This is a genomic window from Marinobacterium stanieri, from assembly GCF_900155945.1.
Taxonomy (GTDB): Bacteria; Pseudomonadota; Gammaproteobacteria; order Pseudomonadales; family Balneatricaceae; genus Marinobacterium; species Marinobacterium stanieri.
Window position 1 is genome coordinate 1 of the sequence record NZ_FTMN01000018.1, and the last position, 16,936, is coordinate 16,936.

A 16,936-nucleotide genomic window follows, 5' to 3' on the forward strand; every position below is an offset into this window, starting at 1 on the left:
ACGGCAGCGCGGGCACCCGTCGCGAGGAACCTATGGGAGGAGCAGAGGGTGCCCGCGCGGCCCCCGTCCCGACGATCCTGTAGCACGTCTCAAATAAATACACGCAAGACGTAATAAGCCATCAATAGCAGTCATTAGAGATCAGGTGCAGCTGATGAACAAAGAAAGCCTTACCCGTTATAACCCCCTGTTTGAGCCTTCCACTGATGGACGTCACTTTGTCACCCCTCATGGTGAAATGATCGACCTGTCTGGGGTTCGTATCCTGGACACATCCATAGACACCGTGCGTCAGCTCTACAACGGCATGTTAGACCATGACCTGTTGGATCAACTGGACGAACGATTAGAGTCTGAGTTTAAGCCTGTGATTGAGTATCAAGGTCACCTCTGGCGGTTGCGTCGTGGTGGTAAAGCAGGTTTCAGGTTCCTGCTGCAGAATGCCGAATTCGGCGTGGTTATCCTGATCAAGAACTCCCACACCACGGCAGATCGGGCGGGTAGTCATTGCAAGGTCGAGGTATCCCCCAAGCTGATCCGTGACCAATCCCCTGATGTACTGCAACACCAGATGGATGAACTGGCAGCAGGCTGGTTCGTAACGCCTCCCTCCCCCTGTGGTGTGGCCATTCACCTGGCAACCGATTGGCAAGGGTGGGTGCCCCCGTCTGACTTCGTGGACCGTCTTACCTGCCGATCCCAGCGAGTCAACGACCGTAACGGCTTCCAGTCGCTTGAAGTCACCACCGGCGAAGTCGCCAGTATCTATGGCCGTGGTCAGTCCTACACCTTCGGCACCGTCTCCAGCCTGCAGGCAGCCTTATACAACAAGTCACGGGAGATCGTTGCCCATGACAAGATCGACTATTTCCATGGCATTTGGAGCCGTCAGGTAGACCACGACCTGACCACCCCTGCATGGAACCCCGATCAGGACGTATGGCGTTTGGAGTTCCGGTTTTCACAAACAGTGCTTCGCCAGTTTGCAGACTACAACCAGGTCTCACTGAGCACATATGAATCGGTAACCGACTACCTGTCACACCTGTGGGCCTATGGCCTCGACCGCTTCCGCCTGGACGCTGACAGGCGCTTCGTTGATCCGTTCTGGACCGTACTGCATGAAGATACCCAGTGGGGCAAACCGGCCTCCAACTTCGTTGCCAAGCGTAAATACAAAACCGCAGGGATCGGTAACGAACGGAACGTTGCACTTGCGCTTGGTAACCTGATTTCCATCTATGCCAGGAACAACATCAGTGCTCGCAAGGCGTGGAGCTGTCTCAAGAAGTCCGGCTTATGGCGTGATTTGATGGGGTACATCAAGGCCCGAGACCTGACCAAATCGGATCTATTCGACCTGATTGAACGGGGCCTACTGGAGCGGCGATTAACCAGCAAAATAGCCGCCTAGGTCCAGTTGTACATCAATTATGGTGGGCACCAATTTGCATTGAGCTTCAACTGTCCCCATATTACCTACAGTTAGGATTATTTGGAGCATCGGGACATGCACGCGATCTTAGAAGAAATCACACATGAACTTGAGCTACTCGTTGAAGACATCAACAGTAAAATAACGAGCGAACAGCTATTTGCTCAAGCTCATGGCAACAATTGGTCTATTCCGTCAATTAACAAGTACGACCTAATTGACGACGTAAAATCGCTTATCAACGATATTGAATCGCAAGGAATGGATAATATTGATGAAGGGTATGTTCCTGTATTTAGCGGGTACCCTTCTCGTGTACAACATATCCGTCAATACATAATCCCTCAGCTTTGGCAAAACCCAGCTCAAGGCGTTACGTCCTTCTACCATACTATCCGAGGCCTGAGAACGGCGCTCCAGCCTGCTTTGTCTACAGGCGCTTTGCGCGATAGTATCAAAAATGTGACTAGGCGAATTCGTGCTATAGAAGCAAGAACTAATGATATTGAGCCTCGTACTACATCTATTTCCGATATGGTTGATCGGATTGAACAGGCACATGATGCTGCAGATCAGCTTCCAACAGACTTAGAAAGTCTTAAAGAAGCAAAATCAACAATGGAAAAGCTCTGTAGACAAGCAACAATTGATCAGTCAGACATTGCTGCAATTCTAGAACAGGCTGAAGCTATAGAAGATTCATTAAAAAGACATTGTGCCGAAGCTGAATCAACATTGGAAAGATGTGAATCGGCATACTCAGCAGCAACAAGTGTTGGCCTTGCAGCCGCTTTCTCTGAGAGATCACATTCGCTTTCTAGGTCAATGTGGATTTGGGTTGTAGGTCTTATAACCGCGCTAACTGCAGGTAGTTTCCTTGGGTCAATGCAGCTACATGCCTTATCTGAGAGTCTGAAAAACCCAGAAACACAGACGCCAATGCTAGTTCTAAATGTTGCTTTATCTCTTCTATCAATTGGTGCTCCTGTGTGGTTTGCATGGCTTGCTACCAAGCAGATTGGTCATAGATTCAAGCTAGCTGAAGACTATGCTTTCAAAGCTTCGGTTTCACGTGCGTATGAAGGATATCGGAAAGAAGCAGCTCGAGTAGATAAAGATATGGAAGCCCAGCTACTCAGCTCAGCCCTTAGCCGCTTGGATGAATTACCTCTTCGACTGGTTGAAAGTGAAACTCATGGAAGTCCATGGCAAGAAGCCGCCTCGTCTGACCTGGTTAAGCAAGCTTTTAAAACTATTCCAGGCTTTGCTGATCAAGTACGCCATCTGGCAACACAGAGTCTTGATGAGTTCGGCATCACAAAACGTAAAAACAAAAGCAGCGGTACTACTTCTCAAATAACGGAAGAAAGTGACGAGGTGATATAGAGTTAACGTACTAATCATAGAGGGCTTAGAGAAAGTCCCGATCTCTTAGCCCTCTAGTGTCCACAAAGTGTCCACATTGCTGACTAATACTGGACTATACAGAACCAAAAATAATTCTAAGTTATTGTTTTGACTACTACTGAACTCTGAAGTCCTTTTTTTAAATGGGCTCATAATCCATTGGTCGCAGGTTCAAGTCCTGCTGGGCCCACCAACACACCCCGCAAAACCCTAATAAATTCAGCAAGTTATGCTGATATGCCCAAAGGGATTTTGTTCCGCGTCACCTCTGGATTCTCATTCGGTACAATTTCGGTACACTGGCAAAGCGCAAGCAGTACAGCCAGGTACAGGGAAAGTGTGAGGAAACAGTATGGCAACGATTGTCAGAACAGAGTCCAAAACCTGGAAAGCCATGATTCGGAAGAAAGGCTTTCCCACCACTGTCAAAACTTTCAGAACCAAACGTGACGCCGAAGACTGGGCACGCCGTACAGAAGATGAAATGGTGCGCGGCATCTATATCCAGCGGGCACCTGCTGAGAAGATGACCTTCAGCGCAGCATTGGATCGATACCTGAGCGAAGTCACACCCACCAAACGCCCCAAAACCCAACAAGCCGAGCGCACTCGTGCCACGCCGCTAAAAGCATTTTTCGGCAAATACTCGCTTGCCACAATTAGTGCAGAATTGGTCGCTGAGTACCGCGATAAGCGTTTGGCCGGTGAAGACCGCCTGGACAAAGACGGCAACCCTCGCCCCCGCTCTGCGAGCACTGTACGTTTGGAAATGGCGTTACTGGGTCACCTCTTCACCACTGCTATCAAGGAATGGGGTATTGGCCTCACCTACAACCCGGTGACGAATGTACGCCGCCCTGCTCCAGGCGCGGGTCGTAACCGTCGCATTTCCTCAGAGGAAGAGCAGCGCCTTCTCAGCGCCGTTGACGCTCACTCCAACCCGATGCTTGGCTGGATCGTCCTAATCGCCATAGAGACCGGTATGCGGTCCTCAGAGATCACATCCCTTACACTGGGTCAGGTTAATCTGAAAAAGCGCATCGTTACGCTGCTGGAAACAAAGAACACCATGCCTCGAACGGTCCCTCTTACATTGGCTGCCGTGGAGCAGTTTCAGCAGGCCATCGACAACCCCGTTCGCCCACCAGACACCAATCTTGTCTTTTTTGGCGAGCCTGGCCGGGACGGCATACGCAAACCCTATAGCTTCAACAAGGTCTGGATGCACATCAAGAAAAGCGTCGGACTCGCTGACCTACGCTTTCATGACCTGCGCCATGAAGCTGTCAGCCGTTTTGTTGAAGGCGGGCTAAGTGATCAACAGGTTGCCGCCATTAGTGGCCACAAGTCTATGCAAATGCTGCGGCGCTATACACATTTGCGAGCTGAAGACTTAGTAGACCAGCTGGATGCCATTGAACAGAAGCGTTCACAAGCCCCTCGAAAAACATCACTGTGAACAGTATGAAATTTCTCCTGAAACAGAACAGGATACGTTGAGGCCGCCAGGCCGAATAAGTTGCAGTATTTGCTAGATCGCCACTTGTGGCGGTATAGCAAATACCTATCCTGCCCTGCTATCAAAACGACATTTTAGCGACCGACTGAAATTTATAGGCCAACTCCCACCGTAACAACGGGATAATTTTGAATTATTTATAATATTTTTTCATATAAATACCGATTTTAATCGTCTCAGCCAATAGATTGTCTTTAATGTGTCCTTGCTGGTCGCTAATGTGTCCTTAATGTGTCCCTACCCTGTCGCTAATGCGTCTTTAATCTTTATTTATCAATAACTTACGATATATCGTAAGTATACAAAACATCGCGATATTCATAACCTTCGTAAGGCAAGCATCAATTACGGAGGATTACATAATGACTATCGAGGACTCTCTTCTCGACCGTTTTGGCCCCCTGCTGAGCCTTCCCCAGTTGGCCACTGTTCTTGACCGTTCACCAGAAGGCCTGCGCATCAGCCTGCGCTCAAACAACTATTGGGCAACCGAGATTAACCAGGCAAGGTTGAGGATCGGTCGGCGTGTCTATTTCCGCACGTCCCAAATTGCCGAGCTACTGGACAGTGACCAACTCAGTGGTGATCGGGGGTAATACATGGCGATTGATCTGATGTGTGCTTTTGAAAATGAACCGCCGCCCTTGGACTTCATCTGGTCTGGTTTTCTATCAGGCACCGTGGGGGCTCTGGTTGCGCCTGGTGCGACAGGAAAAAGCTACTGGGCGCTTGAGGCGGCAATGTGTATCGCATGCAATGTTCCTGGTGGCGACGTTCTGCAACTAAACCCAGCCAAAACAGGGCGGGTGATCTATCTCGCAGGCGAAGATCCAGAGCCTGTATTGCTGCGGCGTATCCATGCTATTGGTAAGCACCTGAGTCCTGATGCCAGAGCGTCCATAGCAAAGAATCTGGTGTTGGAATCGATAATGGGTAAGGGACTCAACATCATGGATCAGAGCCACATGGAAAGGATTCTGGATTTTTGCCATGGCGCACGCATGATCGTCATTGACACACTGAGCCGGATTCATCACCTCGATGAAAACAGCAATGGTGACATGGCCCAGCTGGTGTCACGTCTGGAACAAGTTGCCTATCTAACTGGAGCTTCAGTGCTCTACTTGCACCACGTGAACAAGAACAGCGCCCGAGACGGCCAAACCGGCCAGCAGCAGGCCGCCCGAGGTGCCTCGGCATTGATTGACAATGCTCGTTGGTGCGGTTTTATCGAGAGGATGACGGAGGAGAAAGCAAAGCTTCTCAGTGATCGTCATTTTGACCGCAGCCCAATTGGCGATGATCGTCGTAAGTATTTCTTGCGGTTCGGTACCAGCAAAATCAACTACGGCGAAGAGCTGGATGACTGTTGGTATGAGCGCCGGGAAGAAGGCGTATTGATTTCTATCGAGCTAGTCCCTGCCAAACAAAAAAACGCCCAAAAGGAGCGGGCTGCAAATGTCTACACTGGCTGAAAACCTGACTCGTGTTGAATATGCCCGCTGTGACCCGGCTTTATGGCTTGCTTCATTGTTCCGTACCATATATCGCGGCCAACGCCCTGGTGGCCTTACAATCGAGCATGAGCATAACGGGCTCAATCTGAAATTCAATGTCTGGCAGGCACTGGATACCCGCGATCAATCTGTCCTGCTGGCAGCGATCGCTTTGGCAGGCGTACTAGGCAGGCAGGAGTTGCATGCAGATATTCCTCATTGTAGAGCACAAAAGCTTTGGCAACAGCTGCAACCCGAAGATATGGCGGTAATGGATCAGGCCACCGTGGTCAAAACGACTCGCTACGCGCTGTTGCAGGCGGCAGGTATGGCAGACGGTACGGCTGAATACAACAGGCTGGAGGACTGCCTGGAGCGCCTTAGCATGGTGGGATGCCGTGGCCGCAAGGACGGCTACGACTGGTCAATGCGTTTGCTGTCTTATGCCGAAACGCCCGAGGGTAAGCTACATATCGCCTTGAATTCCCGCTTTGCCGAAGCACTGTCGGGGCATCATGTCTATGTGTCATTGTCTGAACGCCGGGCACTAGTTGGTGATACCGCTCAGCTCACCCATGTGTGGTTGTCGACATGGTTACGGCAGGGGTGCTGTAACTGCATTCGCCTTGACCGGCTAGCAGAGAAGGTCTCGGGCCCACCCAGCAAGTCAGCCTCAACGAACCGCAGCAGGCGGGAGCGAGTCCGTAAGGCACTACAAGAAATTGGTAAGCTGCGTGGCTGGGAAGTGAAGATAGAGGGCCGGGGAGCTGCAGCCAAAGCGACTATCAAGCGCCCGAGCGCTGATCGACCAAAATGGACCCCAGCCTAACGCTTACGACCTACCGTATTAACAGAGACGCACTACCATATTAACGGAGACGTATACCCGTACTAACGGGGACGTTGATACTTCCAAAAAATCGCTGAAAGTCCTGCCAATACTGGCTTTCAGCGCCCCCACCTAAATCCGTACTAGTAGTTACTATAAACTACTACGCTGCGCGGCACAGCCCGCGCCTAGAAGGCGCGAACTGGCCTTGCTGATTGAACGCCAAAAAGAAAGATTGTCAGCCCCGTGCCAAGTTCATTTATAAACTTGCATTGATTCATGGGAGAAAATACCAAGGGCGCACGAAAGCAGCCACAGCAGTCCCAACAAACAAACAAACAAACAAACTGCCGTAGGGGTTGGGCACAACAAGAGGTATCGACAGCAGAGCAGAAATTGCTGCTCCTTTTTGGCGTTAAAAGCCGGGCAAAGCCCGGCACAGTCTATATTGGCAATGGATAGGCCAAGTGACCAAGGGAGGAAGGGGGGGGGGGGGTAATTATGCGTACCTATCTCCTTGAAATCAGAAGACTTCGTTCGCAGTTATCACGCGTTTAGGTTGTGGTTTCCATTGACAGGCTCAGGTCGCCAAGAGACGGCTTTCATAATGAATGGATAGCATACCAGCAGCATAAACCAGGCTACCCATGAACTCATGATGGCCATCCCTACCCACAACAGTGCAATCCCCAACCAGACCAACAGGTACCATGCGGGTGCTTGCGGGCGTTCAATCTTCATCATTGACCCTCCCTGCTGGTGATCTATAGGACTGCTCAGTACTGTCCTGTGGGCTACTTTCAGTCTTAGAGGGGGGGCGATTATGCGTGGCCTGTGAGGCCTCGTTTGGCGTACCACCTTCGTTAGTAGATGGTGCTGCTCCGATAGAACCACTCATACCACCGGTATGGTCGCTGCTCTGCTGGCCAACCTCACCGGTAGAAGTGCTACCACCCTCCGACATACTAAGCCGTTCAGCACGGAGCTTCTGGGCCATCGAGCCGCCGAAAGTACCATGGCTGGCGTTATAGTCCCCCATTATCTTGCCGCCCAGGGTTTCACCTGCTGCCTTAGTCAAGTTCTTTACAGTCTGGCCAGCGTGGGCCATCCGCCCACCACCCGATACCCTACCGGCTGCAGACAAGGCACTGCTAGGCGTTGGAAGCGGTCCTGCTCCTGTCTTTTCAGTTCTACCGCCGCCTGGAGCCTTTCCAGACTGAACACCAAGAAAGGAGCTACCACCTGACACTGATGCCTGCGCCCCACCCCCGACCTGCTCACCAGCCAGTTTCGAGGCTTCACGCACTGCCATAGCACTGCCCGCAGCCCCTACAGTAGCGCCCAGCGCTGCCGATCCAGCAGCGCGTGCCATGCCGCCCACTGTTGGCGTTGCAGCGCCGAGGGAAGCTCCGTTGATAATTCCCTGCACTGCGTCGGGAATCATCTTGACCAAAATAACCATCATCAACAACACACCAATGATCGCCAGGATAGCCCTAAACGAGTCGTGCTCCTGATCCATAGCCCATTGATGGATGAACTGCTCGCCCGCCCCTATAACCAAAAACATTACATAGAGTTTGACTCCAATACTGATAGTATAAGTGATGTACTTTTTCGCGTAATCGACCGTCCATTGCGAACCACCAAACCCTAGCAACACAACGCCTGCCGCCGTGACCACGTACATTTCAGCCATTACGAAGAAAGCATATGCCGCTATCAGCGTGTATAAGATCACAACGGGTAATGCCAGAATGGTATAGGCGATCCGGCTAAGACCACTGCCAGCCGAAATAATATCCCCACCAAGCGTAAATCCGCGCTCCAGGATCTCCGGCACACTCATGCTCAAGCTAGTACTGGTGGCCTGTCCCCCGATCCAGATCCAACCTTTGATCATGGTTTCCGCCAACTGCTGCCCACCTTGGATCAGAAACAGGAAGAATCCAGTAAAAATAACCAGCCTGACGAACTCTGCCACGAACTCTGCCAGATCAGCGTTCCGCAGCACCATCTGGCTGGCTGACCAGGTATAGGAAATCACAGCCAGCGACAGTAGCAACCAGGTAGCTATCTGCTGCAACGGGGCGTACCACAAGGCTACGGAGTCTCGAAATCCCTCCTGCAGGTCACGGACTATATCGCCATCGGCGGCGGCAACTGGCCCGCTGAGTAGCACGAGGCCAGCATAAAGTAACGGATATAACCGAAGGCTCATCGTTCATCCTCCCCGTTTCCTGAACCGAACAAGTCATCACTGGTGATCGGCTTCTTTGAAGATGGCTCGCTGTCACGTGGGACTGTGGCACGCTCCCAGGCCGCATCTTCTTTCGTCTTGCCGGACTGCCACAGGGCCCTGCAGCTGCGATGGTCGCTACCAAGCCAGCAATGACAAAAAGCATTTTGGTATTGGTATTCATATCTCACCTCAAAACAGATCATTGGCTTGGATAGGCTGCTGGGTATCAGGGTTGTTATCACGCGGAGCAACGGCACGATGCCAGGCGGAATCGTCCTCTGCTTGCCGGTCCACCTGACCACCTACATGGCTGGCCTGTAGCTGGATTTGAGCCATTTGGAGTTGTCTGAGTTTCTGGAGCTGTTTCACCTGTATAGCAGCGATGGAGCCCCCGGCTTGGAGCAATTGTTTGGTCCCTACCGCATTTTCCATTTGTAACTCGATGCTGCGCAGCGCAGAGGCCTCACGGTCGAATTGCTGAGCTTGTAGACCAGCAGCACGTAACGCCCCACGAACGCTATCGTGGTTCGACTGTGACCAGTTTCGGTATCGCTCTGCTAATGCATCATGGCTTTCTTGCTGGCGTTGAGCATAATGCTCAAAATCACGGTATTCCCGCCGATAGTCTTCGTCGATCTGCCCGGAGCTGTAAGCTACAGCTCTACCGGTAGAGACGATTTGAGCCAAATTCTGAAGATCGGCCAACGCTTGTTGCTTGATATGATTGGGCAGGTTGCGGAAGTTTTCGTACATGATTTCATACTGCCGAATTGTATATGCAAGGTTTTCCGCTTCCTTTATAGCCACATCAATCAATTCCGCATTGTTCAGAATTTGAGTAGCTTCCGTCGCTCCACCAGTCAACCCACCACCTCCTGAAAAAGAGGGAGGTGAAAAAATAAAAGTTGAAATTAATAAAAAAAAAGCCGCCATCTTACTCATATTTTTTCTCCTTGATGTACTTCCTTACATAAACAGAAAACTGGTTGTATTTAATTTTTAGCTCACCCTTTTTGTTTAGTAGAGACCAAATATCCATAGCTGTATATCCTTGGTTTAAAGCCTCCTCGATATCCTCCAGATATTTAAAGAAAACAACTTTCCCACTGCCCATTGAACTTTTCTTCTTGGCAGCATGGAGCTCTTTCAACAATCCCATAGGCATAATCCTCGTGGTACACAGTTGAAATGATAAATGCTGGATGCGAACAGAACACTCACGATATATCGTAAGTTTATTAAAGCGCGGCGATTAATTTACGTTAACGACACAATAGAGACACATTAAGGACATAATAAGGACACTTTAGCGACACTAATTAAGCCATGGTTATTAAACTGTGTTTCAATATTTAAAAATATTATATATTCCACAGATTTATTGGATTGGATTTCAGTTTTTGGTGAGTGTGTCGTTATGAGGTCGCTAAATTGTCGCTTTGGATACGGGCAGGATAGGCATTCGTCAGACCGCCAGCAGGCTGGGCCGTTCCGAATGCTGCAACTTATTCGACCTGACGGTCTCAACGCATTCTTCTCTACGAGGGAGACATCAGCTACCACTGCCTGGTGGGATTTACAAAATTAGAAGCAAAACTGATAGGCATTAAAGCAATAGCATTAAGATGGGCACTTTGGTCTACATCTATCGGCAGGACTGGAGCATAATATAAGCAGTAAAAATCAACTCTTCAATTGATATTAATTATAATAATATTTTATTCATACCAGCCTAACAAAAGGTCAATATTTAAAAATGCCATTTAGTATATGAATAATAAAAATTATGATTTATATAATACATATTTAATAGAATCAATCCCTAAAATAAATTAAAAATCAATTACCAAATCTTAAAGATAATTATAACCATTAAACATATAATTTATCAAAACACCTTCAAACTCCCCCCCTTTAATTTGATTAATCAAATCATCCCTTAAAGAATTCCAATCATCTAACGAAATATTTTCTTTTTCAACCTCATCAAATAAACCATAAAGCACTTTAACTTCTTCAAGTATCAGACGGATAGCATTTCTACGCCTACCAACAATTTCAGCATCATGGTCTAAATTAAAAACCCTTATTGTTTCTTCAGCTTTTTTAGTATTCAATATTGATAGATCTTTGCGTGGAGAAATCCTACCATTTGAGTTAAATATAAAATAATTATGTGGGTCATCAATATCAGGCTTTAATATATTTTCTATTTCATAAGCTTTTGCCTTACTTCCATCTTTATAATGACCACACCTACTAGTGCGTCCACATGAACCAAATAAATTATCCCACTCGAAAGTTAAACGCCTATTATTTTTCCTAGGCTCAAAATGCTCGATATGCCTAGCTTTGTCGAGCTTACACTCACAATATGCGCAAAAATCACCTTGCATTTCATAAATAGATTTCCATATCTCTTCTCGCTCATCTGGCTTCAAATCACACCAATTTTTTTTCTTATAACTTAATCCATTTAGACATTTTGGTTTATTACCCCTATTAAGGAATTTCATATCTTTAATCCCTTCTTACCTTACTCCCAAGAGACTGCTTCATTTTTTTAATTCTAATTTCAGTCTCGCAACGCTTAAATTCAGGGTGATTTTCACCAAAGTGCAACCGTATTTTTTCAAGGAGTTTATCACCCTCAGAGGTTTCATAATTATTTTCTGCGATTAAAAAAAGCATTTCATCAAGCCATCTAGCTTCTTCTACATCAGGGATTGAACTCGTCTCCATTATTTGCTCTAGTACATCGGAGCTCATAACACCTTTCGTCTGAAAGTCAGGTTCTTTTACAAGGATATCGTTTTTATTATCGTCATAAACCAATCGCCTTATACAACTTTTATCAACAGTTGATAGTATTTGTGGACTGTGTGTTGTAATAATAAATTGGATGTTCGGAAATGATTTTACTAGTGATGATATTACGCCTTGCTGCCAACGAGGGTGTAGGTGTAATTCTATTTCGTCAATTAAAACTATACCTTGCCCATGAAGTGGATTATTTAATTTAGGATTGAGCATCACCACACGACGAGCCAAGTCAGAAACCAGAGATATTAAAGCTCGCTGCCCATCTGATAACTGGTTTATTAGTAGGTTTTCACCTCTAGACTTAATGTATACAATATCATAGCCCGACTCACTATCTACCCATATATCAGAAACACCCGGAACCGCCCTAGATATAGTCTCTCTAATTGCGCGGAACATTCTGTCATATAAGACATCATCATGGCCAACTTCCGCACTTTCTAGCTTCTTATACTCGAGCTCTTTTTCTACAAGAACATCCCATAATGGGTTACTATTATCATCACCAAGCGCTCTAAGCTTATCAAGCTGCTTTTTAAGCTTTTCTTTCTCTAAAGGTTTTGTATTTTTTGTTTTTTTGCTAAGAAAAACAAACCATTCTATAAAATGATCAAACCGTCCTGGTCCATCTAATGCTCCTTGATAAGCATCAAATCTAGATATTCTCCGGTCCGATTTACCTACACTAGATGAGACGTTACTAGGAGATGAATAGTGTGACCTTTCGACCGAGTAAAAAGCGAAAACAGGTAGATTTATTTCTCTAATACCATTTAACTTTCGCCAAAAATCAGCCAGTGATTTCAACTCTGAAACGTGACTATCTTTCTTTTCGGAAGATCCTTTTATAGCTCTAGATAGACTTGCAGATATATTATTTTTATCACCAAACTTTAAATTTGCGTAAACCTCGCCATAGAATGTACTGTTATTATTAATATCTGGATATGTAACTCTTTTTCCGTTGTCTCCCTCTTTTACAATACATGCAGCAATCCAAGAAAGGATTTTTGAAACACCCTCTAATATAGAGGTTTTCCCTGCTGCATTATCACCTATAATTACGGTTAACTTTCTGTCAATTTTTAGCTCTAGGTTTTTAAAAGCTCGGAAATCAACAAACCCTACTTCGGATAAGAGCAATAAATTATTAGGCTTTTCATTTTCATCAATAGATTCTACGAATTCAAAGCACCTTAAAAGATATTTTTTCGATAGATTTTCGTCAATTTCAACATCAATTCCATTTTTATATCTTTCAAATAAGCTATAACTTGCAAGAACATCACCCTTGTCAGAATTTCTTTCAATATGAGAAAAAGCTCTTATTTTCCTACTCATAATCTCCGTCCATCACTTTTTTAACAAGACGAGCTGAATATTTATTTTCGAGCCTATCGATAAAACAAGGCTCAATATATCTAGCAAAGGCTATCAGCCCTCTCAAATGATTGAATTTTTCTGCATCAAGGTTATTTTTCTGATATTCAAAGATAAGATGCTTAATATATCTTTTCCGATCACGTCCTAAGGAGACCTTCCCCTCATTTGTCAAAGTAACTCCTGTAACGTGACGATTATGAGCCTTGGAAGAATATACTGTCTTTGACCTGTTTATTGAGACTCGATTTCCAAAAACACCCCTGATCACATTAGAAACAGTTTCAGGTAATGAAAAAAGAGTATTTTTATTTTTAGTCGAAAAGGTCATATCATCAGCATATCTTGTGTATGACACCCCTTTTTTCTCACACTCAGAAGTCAAAATTTTATCGAAACTATGCATTACAAAATTTGAAATCAAAGGTGATGATGGTGCCCCAATACTGAGAACCATTTTACCATTGGATTTTTTACTAGGACTCCAAAAAAGAATACGCTCTATCCATTTAATTTCATTTTTATTAGGTGTATCACCTATACTTCGTTCCCACTCTTCCCAAAACATGTTAGGAACAATTGAATTGAAGAAGTTCTCTAGGTCCATTTTCAACAAATATGGGTTATTTTTATGAACCTCAGCATTTTGTTTTATTCCAATACCTTTCTTGTATGAGAAGGCATTTTTATGTACAGGAAAATAGACTTCGTATAAATCTATAAATGCTCTCTGATATTTTTTAAGCTCTCGTGAAGGCTGAGCTATAATCCGATTTCCGTGAGTTCTTTTTGGTATCGAATAAACTTTATATTTATTCGGCGCATTCAATAAAAAACTCTCTACCTCTGCTTGCTCTTTACCCAAAGTAATAGCTAGCTTTTCAAGAACACTCATCTGACCTCTTCAAAGCTCGGTATCAGAAATAAAAAAAGCCCAAGAGGTAAAGCTCTTGGGCTTTTCGCTCTTTACTAAGAGGCCGCGAAATGAACGCAGCGCAGCCTAAACCGAACAGGTTTAGGCTGCGCTGCGTTCATTTCGCAACCCTAAACCCGTTCAATAAGTTAGAGTCTGGCTAATCACCCGACTAGACTTGTACAGTCCAACACTAAAGAGCACATAAATTGTAGCTTAGTCAATACTCAGCAGCAATCCACCACCAGCAGTAGGTCTTGTCTGTTCAAGACAGTACACTCCCGGTACATTCATCAGCTTGGCCCCCTTACCACAAATTACGCTAAGTTACTGGTACTAAACTACTTTCCCATACGCTCAATTACGCTTACATCCCTTTGATTTTAAAGGATTTATGGTTTAGTATCAGAACTCATAATCCATTGGTCGCAGGTTCAAGTCCTGCTGGGCCCACCACTAACATCAAGGGGTTACAAACTTTCGGATCAAGGATTAGTACCGAAAGTGTCCACAAAGCGTCCACGTTTGCGGACCGGACAAAACACGGAGGTACTATGTGTCCAGCACCTCATGAGCGAATCGTCTTCGAACGCGCTCCCCTCTGGATTCACGTTGCACTTGGCGTTGTCGCCGGCGGCATCATACTGTTTGCCCTTTGGTTTGGTTACCAGAAGTATCAGGAATACCGTGTCATGCGCGCTATTGAAGCAGCTGCAAACGCATTTCAGGGCAGCATGGAACAAATGTCTGAACAATCCCGTCAGGCGGCCATAGAGCGCCGTAGAGCCCTGGAAGCACAAAACCAGGCCCGTCAGCAGCGTTTGGAAGAATCTCGCCTTAAACTGGAGCAGGAGCGCATTGCGCGGGAAGCCCAACTCGATACCAGGCAGGATCGTGCCGAATACATGAAAAAGCTTTCAGACCCACAGTGCCAGTTCTGGTTGGAAAACCTCCGATCGACTGGAAGTGATAAGGCCAAAGTTATGGTTGAGTATCATTGCCCTTAAGTTCGTAAGTAGGTTTGAGTATGCGATTACTAGAAGATATTTCAGCAAATGGATATTTCTGGCTACCGAATGCACCTGATGAGAAAATATATGGAACTATCAAGGTAAGTAACGGTGGGGAAGTATTACTAGAACTAGCAGGTTGCTTTAAAGGGTTTGAAAACGTTCATTTCCCAGACCTGATTGGTCGCATACATGGTCGAACCGAGAATCATGGTAATGTTTTACTTATTGATGCCTTCAATTACCCCACGGCTCCTTTCTCAAACCCTTTTATGAGCTCTAAAATCGGATCGAGCTGCTGTTTCCTTAATGTTAAATTTCCTTTATTTGAATCATTGGAATTTGATAACTTTAGCTTTTCTGTTGATAACTTATCTGAATGGGTTGGAGTTAACAATATCACTCCTAGCCATGATAAAAAATCTCAAATCATAAATTACAGTGTAAATTTTAAAAACAATTTTGTTTTGTATAACTGCAATGATTTTAAGATAGAATTATGTCAGCGCGAACCAGCAAAAAAAGAGAAAGATGGTATATTTTTAAGTAATGATTACCACATATCTATAAAAACAAAAGACAAGAAAAATTATAAATACTTTAGAGACCTTATTTTCAAATTTACAAACTTTCTATCTTTTGCAATGGATACCCCCATATCCATTACAAAAGTTTATACCAGTTATAAAACTGACGATTTGCCTTGGGAGTCTAACGTTCTCTATGAGAGCCTTCCATACACACACAAGCATCATAGAAAAATTAATAGCCAATTTTTATTCAAGTACTCTGATATCGATAAAGACTCACAGTACATTATTCAAAACTGGTTTGAACTTTACAGTAAAGCAAGCTCATCGATCAGCCTCTACTTTGCCTACAGAAACGATGCTTTCAAGTTCCTCGAGAGTAAATATTTATCATTAGCGCAATCTTTAGAAACGTATCATCGTTCATTGTTTAAATCCGATGAAGATATCGAATCAAATATAAAACGTATAAATGAGGTTATTGAAAACTGTCCAGAAGAGCATAAGGAGTGGCTAGAGTCTGTCCTAGAGTATAGCCATAGAATGACTTTCAGACAGCGCCTTAAGAAAATGATAAGGCCTTTAAAGAATATTATATCTCCTCAATGTAACTCAAAGAATAAAGAAAGACGTGTAGATGAAGTAGTCCGAGCGATTATTAAGAATAGAGATCATTTCACTCACAACGGAACAATAAGCGCAGAGTCCAATAGCCATGATATTGCAGGGATCTGTTTTTTTATGGAAGGCATAATACAGATATTAATACTATCAAATATTGGATTCACTCATGAAAAAATAGAATCATTAAGATCGTTTGATAGAATTCAAGAAAAGTTAGATCGCTTTCCATTTAAGATAAGGGATTAATCATAACAAGTGACTGTGGTGTCCAGCATAAATAATCAGGCTGTTCTATGACGCCAAAGCTCTTCGTTTTTGAGCATGGTATTCAGCACCACAATGAGCTTGCGCATGCAGGCAATGATGGCCACTTTGGGCAGTTTACCTTGGGCTTTCAGGTGCTCGTAGAAGCGTTTGAAGATAGGGTTACATTGGATGGATGACAGCATCGCCATGAACATGACCGTACGGATACGGTGACGGCCTCCGCGGATACGCCGTTTACCATTCCAGGTGCCGCTTTCTCGGTTCATGGGTGCGACACCGACAAGCGCGGCGATCTCTTTACGGTTGAGATTGCCAAGTTCTGGCAGCTCGCTGAGTAAGGTGTACGCGAGGACTTTACCGACACCTGGCACGCTGGTCAGGATCTCGGTTTTGGTACGCCAATGCTTGACCTGTATAACGGCTTCATCGATCTGTTTGGTGATAGTCTTTATCTGAGTTTC

The 16,936-nt window shown here is 45.5% G+C and carries 16 protein-coding genes; 8 read left to right on the forward strand and 8 right to left on the reverse strand.

Annotated elements, in window-relative coordinates; genetic code table 11:
• The first annotated feature begins 154 nt into the window (after window positions 1-154).
• The 6 genes from BW956_RS21855 (at window position 155) to repC (ending at window position 6,686) form a co-directional block, all read left to right on the forward strand.
• Window positions 155-1,414: a hypothetical protein gene (locus BW956_RS21855; RefSeq protein ID WP_076466458.1), complete on the forward strand. Its 1,260-nt coding sequence runs from the start codon at window positions 155-157 to the stop codon at window positions 1,412-1,414.
• Between the two features lie 96 nt (window positions 1,415-1,510).
• Window positions 1,511-2,821 carry a hypothetical protein gene (locus BW956_RS21860; protein ID WP_076466459.1) on the forward strand — a complete coding sequence of 437 codons (1,311 nt, stop codon included), beginning with the start codon at window positions 1,511-1,513 and terminating at the stop codon, window positions 2,819-2,821.
• A 373-nt stretch (window positions 2,822-3,194) separates the two neighbouring features.
• Window positions 3,195-4,301: a site-specific integrase gene (locus BW956_RS21865; RefSeq protein ID WP_076466460.1), complete on the forward strand. Its 1,107-nt coding sequence runs from the start codon at window positions 3,195-3,197 to the stop codon at window positions 4,299-4,301.
• Window positions 4,302-4,723: 422 nt separating this feature from the next.
• Entirely contained in the window at window positions 4,724-4,957 is a 234-nt protein-coding gene (locus BW956_RS21870; protein ID WP_076466461.1) for a plasmid-related protein, read from the forward strand.
• 3 nt (window positions 4,958-4,960) lie between these two features.
• Window positions 4,961-5,836: a helicase RepA family protein gene (locus BW956_RS21875; protein ID WP_076466462.1), complete on the forward strand. Its 876-nt coding sequence runs from the start codon at window positions 4,961-4,963 to the stop codon at window positions 5,834-5,836.
• Entirely contained in the window at window positions 5,820-6,686 is an 867-nt protein-coding gene (repC, locus tag BW956_RS21880) for a replication protein C, IncQ-type (protein WP_076466463.1), read from the forward strand. Before BW956_RS21875 ends, repC begins: the two co-directional genes overlap by 17 nt.
• A 546-nt stretch (window positions 6,687-7,232) precedes the next feature.
• Here the strand turns inward: repC and BW956_RS21885 are convergent.
• From BW956_RS21885 to BW956_RS21915, 7 genes are all read right to left on the reverse strand, one after another.
• The gene (locus tag BW956_RS21885) at window positions 7,233-7,430 is read right to left on the reverse strand and encodes a hypothetical protein (RefSeq protein ID WP_139327279.1); all 198 of its coding nucleotides are present in this window, start codon (window positions 7,428-7,430) and stop codon (window positions 7,233-7,235) included.
• Window positions 7,417-8,907, reverse strand: a complete 1,491-nt coding sequence (trbL, locus tag BW956_RS21890) for a P-type conjugative transfer protein TrbL (RefSeq protein WP_076466465.1) — start codon at window positions 8,905-8,907, stop codon at window positions 7,417-7,419. The genes BW956_RS21885 and trbL overlap by 14 nt, the downstream gene beginning before the upstream one ends.
• A gap of 210 nt (window positions 8,908-9,117) precedes the next feature.
• Window positions 9,118-9,870: a P-type conjugative transfer protein TrbJ gene (gene trbJ, locus BW956_RS21895; RefSeq protein ID WP_076466466.1), complete on the reverse strand. Its 753-nt coding sequence runs from the start codon at window positions 9,868-9,870 to the stop codon at window positions 9,118-9,120.
• Window positions 9,863-10,087: a TraK family protein gene (locus BW956_RS21900; RefSeq protein WP_076466467.1), complete on the reverse strand. Its 225-nt coding sequence runs from the start codon at window positions 10,085-10,087 to the stop codon at window positions 9,863-9,865. The genes trbJ and BW956_RS21900 overlap by 8 nt, the downstream gene beginning before the upstream one ends.
• Window positions 10,088-10,781: 694 nt before the next feature.
• Window positions 10,782-11,444 (reverse strand): retron Ec78 anti-phage system effector HNH endonuclease PtuB, encoded by a 663-nt coding sequence (ptuB, locus tag BW956_RS21905; protein WP_076466468.1) that lies wholly within the window; start codon window positions 11,442-11,444, stop codon window positions 10,782-10,784.
• A gap of 4 nt (window positions 11,445-11,448) precedes the next feature.
• A complete protein-coding gene (ptuA, locus tag BW956_RS21910; protein ID WP_076466469.1) occupies window positions 11,449-13,092 on the reverse strand; it encodes a retron Ec78 anti-phage system effector ATPase PtuA in 1,644 nt (547 codons plus the stop codon).
• Window positions 13,085-14,026, reverse strand: coding sequence for a retron St85 family RNA-directed DNA polymerase (locus BW956_RS21915; protein ID WP_076466470.1), 942 nt, complete (start codon window positions 14,024-14,026; stop codon window positions 13,085-13,087). Before BW956_RS21915 ends, ptuA begins: the two co-directional genes overlap by 8 nt.
• 572 nt (window positions 14,027-14,598) lie before the next feature.
• Here BW956_RS21915 and BW956_RS21920 point away from each other — a divergent pair.
• Together BW956_RS21920 and BW956_RS21925 are read left to right on the forward strand one after the other, a co-directional pair.
• A complete protein-coding gene (locus tag BW956_RS21920) occupies window positions 14,599-15,051 on the forward strand; it encodes a hypothetical protein (protein ID WP_076466471.1) in 453 nt (150 codons plus the stop codon).
• A gap of 20 nt (window positions 15,052-15,071) precedes the next feature.
• Window positions 15,072-16,454, forward strand: a complete 1,383-nt coding sequence (locus tag BW956_RS21925; RefSeq protein ID WP_076466472.1) for an ApeA N-terminal domain 1-containing protein — start codon at window positions 15,072-15,074, stop codon at window positions 16,452-16,454.
• A 35-nt stretch (window positions 16,455-16,489) separates the two neighbouring features.
• Here BW956_RS21925 and BW956_RS21930 read toward each other — a convergent pair.
• Window positions 16,490-16,936 (reverse strand): transposase (locus BW956_RS21930; protein ID WP_139327096.1); only part of this gene is annotated, 447 nt, incomplete at its 5' end.